This window comes from Streptococcus sp. (genome assembly GCF_019414905.1).
Classification (GTDB): Bacteria; Bacillota; Bacilli; order Lactobacillales; family Streptococcaceae; genus Streptococcus.
Window position 1 is genome coordinate 1 of record NZ_DXLC01000161.1, and the last position, 3675, is coordinate 3675.

Annotated in this window: 3 protein-coding genes and 1 pseudogene; 1 reads left to right on the forward strand and 3 read right to left on the reverse strand. The window is 39.0% G+C overall.

Features of this window, described 5'->3' with window-relative positions; translation table 11 throughout:
* Positions 1–806 (reverse strand): annotated as a pseudogene (locus tag QZ359_RS04745) (surface exclusion protein); the annotation flags it as partial.
* Between the two features lie 273 nt (positions 807–1079).
* Between QZ359_RS04745 and QZ359_RS04750 the strand changes: the two are divergent.
* The gene (locus tag QZ359_RS04750) at positions 1080–1985 is read left to right on the forward strand and encodes a helix-turn-helix transcriptional regulator (RefSeq protein WP_000429573.1); all 906 of its coding nucleotides are present in this window, start codon (positions 1080–1082) and stop codon (positions 1983–1985) included.
* Between the two features lie 68 nt (positions 1986–2053).
* Here the strand turns inward: QZ359_RS04750 and QZ359_RS04755 are convergent, their stop codons facing one another.
* Positions 2054–2779, reverse strand: a complete 726-nt coding sequence (locus tag QZ359_RS04755) for an SDR family oxidoreductase (protein ID WP_293963378.1) — start codon at positions 2777–2779, stop codon at positions 2054–2056.
* Positions 2780–2799: 20 nt separating this feature from the next.
* Positions 2800–3675: ribonuclease Z (gene rnz / locus QZ359_RS04760; protein ID WP_293963381.1), on the reverse strand; the 876-nt coding region annotated here is incomplete at its 5' end.

The following is a 3675-nucleotide window of genomic DNA, read 5'->3' on the forward strand; positions in this document are numbered from 1 at the left end:
GATTCAACTTTATTTTGGTCGGCGTCCATCATTTCTTTAGCTAATTTCAATGAGTCATTTTTGACATTTACATTGTTTTCAGCTTGTTTGATGGCATCTGCGCGGTCGTTATCTGCTTTCTTAGCAGTTTCGACAGCTTTTGTTGCGCTTGAAATATTGGCATTCGCTTGTTCAATATCTTTTTCAGCTTGGGCAAGTGAGGCTTTTGCTTCACCAAGTCCTGAACCATTTAGCGCGTCTTCAGCTGATTTTACATTAGCTTCTTTAGCGGTTACTGTTTTATCAGCTTCAACTTTCTTACTTGTTGCGCTGGCAACGTTAGCTGTTTCAGTCGCTACAGTCTCAGTTTGTGCTTTAATTGCTTCAGTAGACGCTTCAGTTGCTTTTTGATTGGCATCTTGAGCTTTTACATTGGCGTCTTGTTTAGCTTTTGTAGCAGTGATATTTTCTTCTGTAGCATTTGCTTTAACAGCTTCCGCTGACTTCAAGTTCTCTTTAGCGCTTGTCAAAGCAGTTTCAGTAGTTGTAACAGCTTGGTTAGCAGAAGTAGCTTCAGCTTTTGCTGTTTCACTTTCAGCTTCAACTTGCTTAACAGTAGACGCTTGAGCATCAAGAGCAGGATTGATATCAGAAGATTTCTTCACTTCTGGTTTTGTATCGGCTACAGGTTTTGAAACAAGAGCTGGTTCATTGACAGCAGTTGAATCAACTGCTGTTGTGTTAGTTGCTTCTTGAGCAAATGCAGTTCCACCAACAGACGCAAGCGCAATAGCTGTTGAAGTTGTGAGGGTTTTCAGTTTCTTCATCATTTTCTCCTTTAATGACTGATAGAATAGGATTGAGTGGTAAGTCAATCCTTGTTATACTAGTATAACAAGCTTACTTTATTTTCCATTCTTTCCCTTATCATACCATAATAGATATTTAAATTTTTCGGCATTTAAACTATAGTTTCAATGTTATTTAAAAAATCCAAAAATAGCATAGAATTCTAATATTTTGTAACTATAGTTTTCTTTTCTCTATTTTTTCTCTAAATTTTTGTATAATAGTTTTAGAAGTATGTAAGGAGATTATTTATGGAAAATCTATACCCATTTGGAGCTACATTTAAGTATCTGCGCGAAGCACGAGGACTCAGCCTAAAGGAAGCCGCCTCAGATATCGTATCACCACAGTTCCTAAGTCAATTTGAAAAAGGAGACAAAGGAATTTCACTTGAAAACTTTGCCAAACTGTTAATTGTTATCGGAGTGGAATGGAATGATTTTGTTCTAGCCTATGCAAATAAAGGTGGAGACTGCTTAGAATTACCTGCTATTGAATTTGGCAAGCATGTGGTCCATGAAGAAGATATTCTCACTTACATTGAAGAATACGAAAAATTATTTGATGTCTATCTAAAAGACAATTCACTTCAAGCAGAGATGATTTTTAAATCAATCAAATTAAGACATTATCCAACCATATCAAAGAGTCCAGAAACTGTTGCCAGAATTCAAAACATTATCAATCATTTAATGAAATCGGATGTCTTTAATAGTATCGAACTTGAAATTTATCGCGTCATCGTCAATCATTCTCCTATGGAACTTATTGACCATATGAGCAAACAATTACTACTTATGTACAAAGAAAGTGCTAATACTGACACCTACATCCGTATTTTAAATGCTCTCACTTTCTCCGTAAAATATTTCTCTGAACTGGGTTACTATCAAAAGGCTGATGATATTATTAAAAAAATTAAATCACTTCAGACCTTCGAACGAGGCTACCTGGCTATTCCCCTCATGTTCCTAGAAGTTGAACATGTTTACAATCAATTTAGATGGAATAAACCTGAGGCTATTCCCTTAGCAAAAAATTTATTTAATTATCTTCAAAGCGCAAAATTTATTGATCAGCAATACTACTCTAATTTTATCAACGCCTTCACTTATCATTGCCATGCATTAAATAAGACTGGAATTGATTTATTCTAATCATCAAAAAAGTTGCTCCATTTTAGGAACAACTTTTTTATTTATAATTAAAAGTTTCCCCCTGCCACCTAATCAGCTAGTTGGGGAAAGAGATTATAAAACTTATGGGCTAGGTTCAATAAAACAGGAAGATTGAGGTCTCGTTTATTTTTTCCTATAATCTTGACAATCTTTCTAGCCACTGCATCTGGTTCTAGCAGGAAGCGGTCAACCGACTTGAGATAGGTTCCATCTGGATCGGCCTGGTCAAAAAATCCTGTTCGGATTGGTCCTGGATTGACCGTTGTCACATAGACTCCATAGGGCATAAGTTCGAGGCGCAGAGCATTTGAAAAACCAATGGCCGCAAACTTGGTCGCTGAGTAGAGACTGGACTTGCCAGTAGCTATTAGACCTGCCATACTGACGATATTGATGATATGGCCTTTTCGACTTTCCTTCATACGAGTCGCAAGGCGTCGAGATAGATTCATCAGGGCGAAGGTATTGACCTCAAACATCTGGTGAATATCTTGGTCAGAAATCTGGTCAAATTCCTCAAAAATCCCGTAACCAGCGTTGTTTATTAAAACATCAATCTTGCCATAGCGGAGATAGAGGTCAGTTACCAGAGTTTCTAAGGCTGAATCATCGGTAATATCGATTTCAATCAATTCTGCACAGGGATGATTTCTGTAGATTTGGACTAATTTTTCCTTATTTCGACCAAGCAAGATGAGTTGGTCATTTTGCAAGAGTTTGACCATTTCTTGGGCTAGACCACCGCTAGCTCCGGTAATGAGAATAGTAGACATACTTATCCTTTCTCAACCTTTTAGATTTCCACTTCTTCCAAGTCTTTGACCACATGGACATTTTCAAAGACACTAGCCGCATCTTTCTTGAGTTTGCTGATATCTTTTGAGAGGAAGCGAGCACTGATATGATTGAGCAGGAGGCGTTTAGCACCTGCTTCTACTGCGACCTCCGCCGCCTGCATATTGGTTGAGTGACCATGATTACGGGCAATTTTCTCATCGCCTTTGCCATAAGTTGATTCATGGACCAAGACATCAGCATTGACAGCCAGACGCACACTAGCACTAGTTTTACGGGTATCACCAAGAATAGTGATAATTTTACCTGGACGTGGCGCTGAGATATAGTCAGCAGCCTTGATTTCAGTGCCGTCTTCTAGAACAACATCCTGGCCGTTTTTAATTTTTCCAAAAAGCGGGCCAAATGGGACGCCAGCAGCCTTGAGCTTTTCAGCATCTAAAGTTCCTTCTAGATCCTTTTGGATAACACGATAACCAACACAGAAAATAGTGTGGTCCAGTTCCTCTGCATACACAGTGAATTTATCGGTCTCAAGGATTTTCCCTAGAGAATCTTGGTCAAACTCATGAAAATGAATACGGTAAGGCAGGCGCGAACCTGACACACGAAGGCTGGTTAAGACAAAGGACTTGATTCCTTGCGGTCCATAAATTTCCAAATCTGTCTGCTCTTCATTGGCCTGAAAGGCACGACTAGAAAGGAATCCTGGCAAGCCAAAAATATGGTCTCCGTGCAAGTGAGTGATAAAGATTTTGCTGACCTTACGTGGTCGAATTGTGGTTTCCAGAATGCGATTTTGCGTACCTTCTCCACAGTCAAAGAGCCAGACTTCGTTAATCTCGTCCAAGAGTTTCAGGGCGAGACTTGAAAC

What these genes read in the sequence shown, in the direction of transcription:
- QZ359_RS04755 (WP_293963378.1), bottom strand. Translation starts at nt 2,779, where the DNA reads ATGTCTACTATTCTCATTACCGGAGCTAGCGGTGGTCTAGCCCAAGAA.
- QZ359_RS04750 (WP_000429573.1), top strand. Translation starts at nt 1,080, where the DNA reads ATGGAAAATCTATACCCATTTGGAGCTACATTTAAGTATCTGCGCGAA.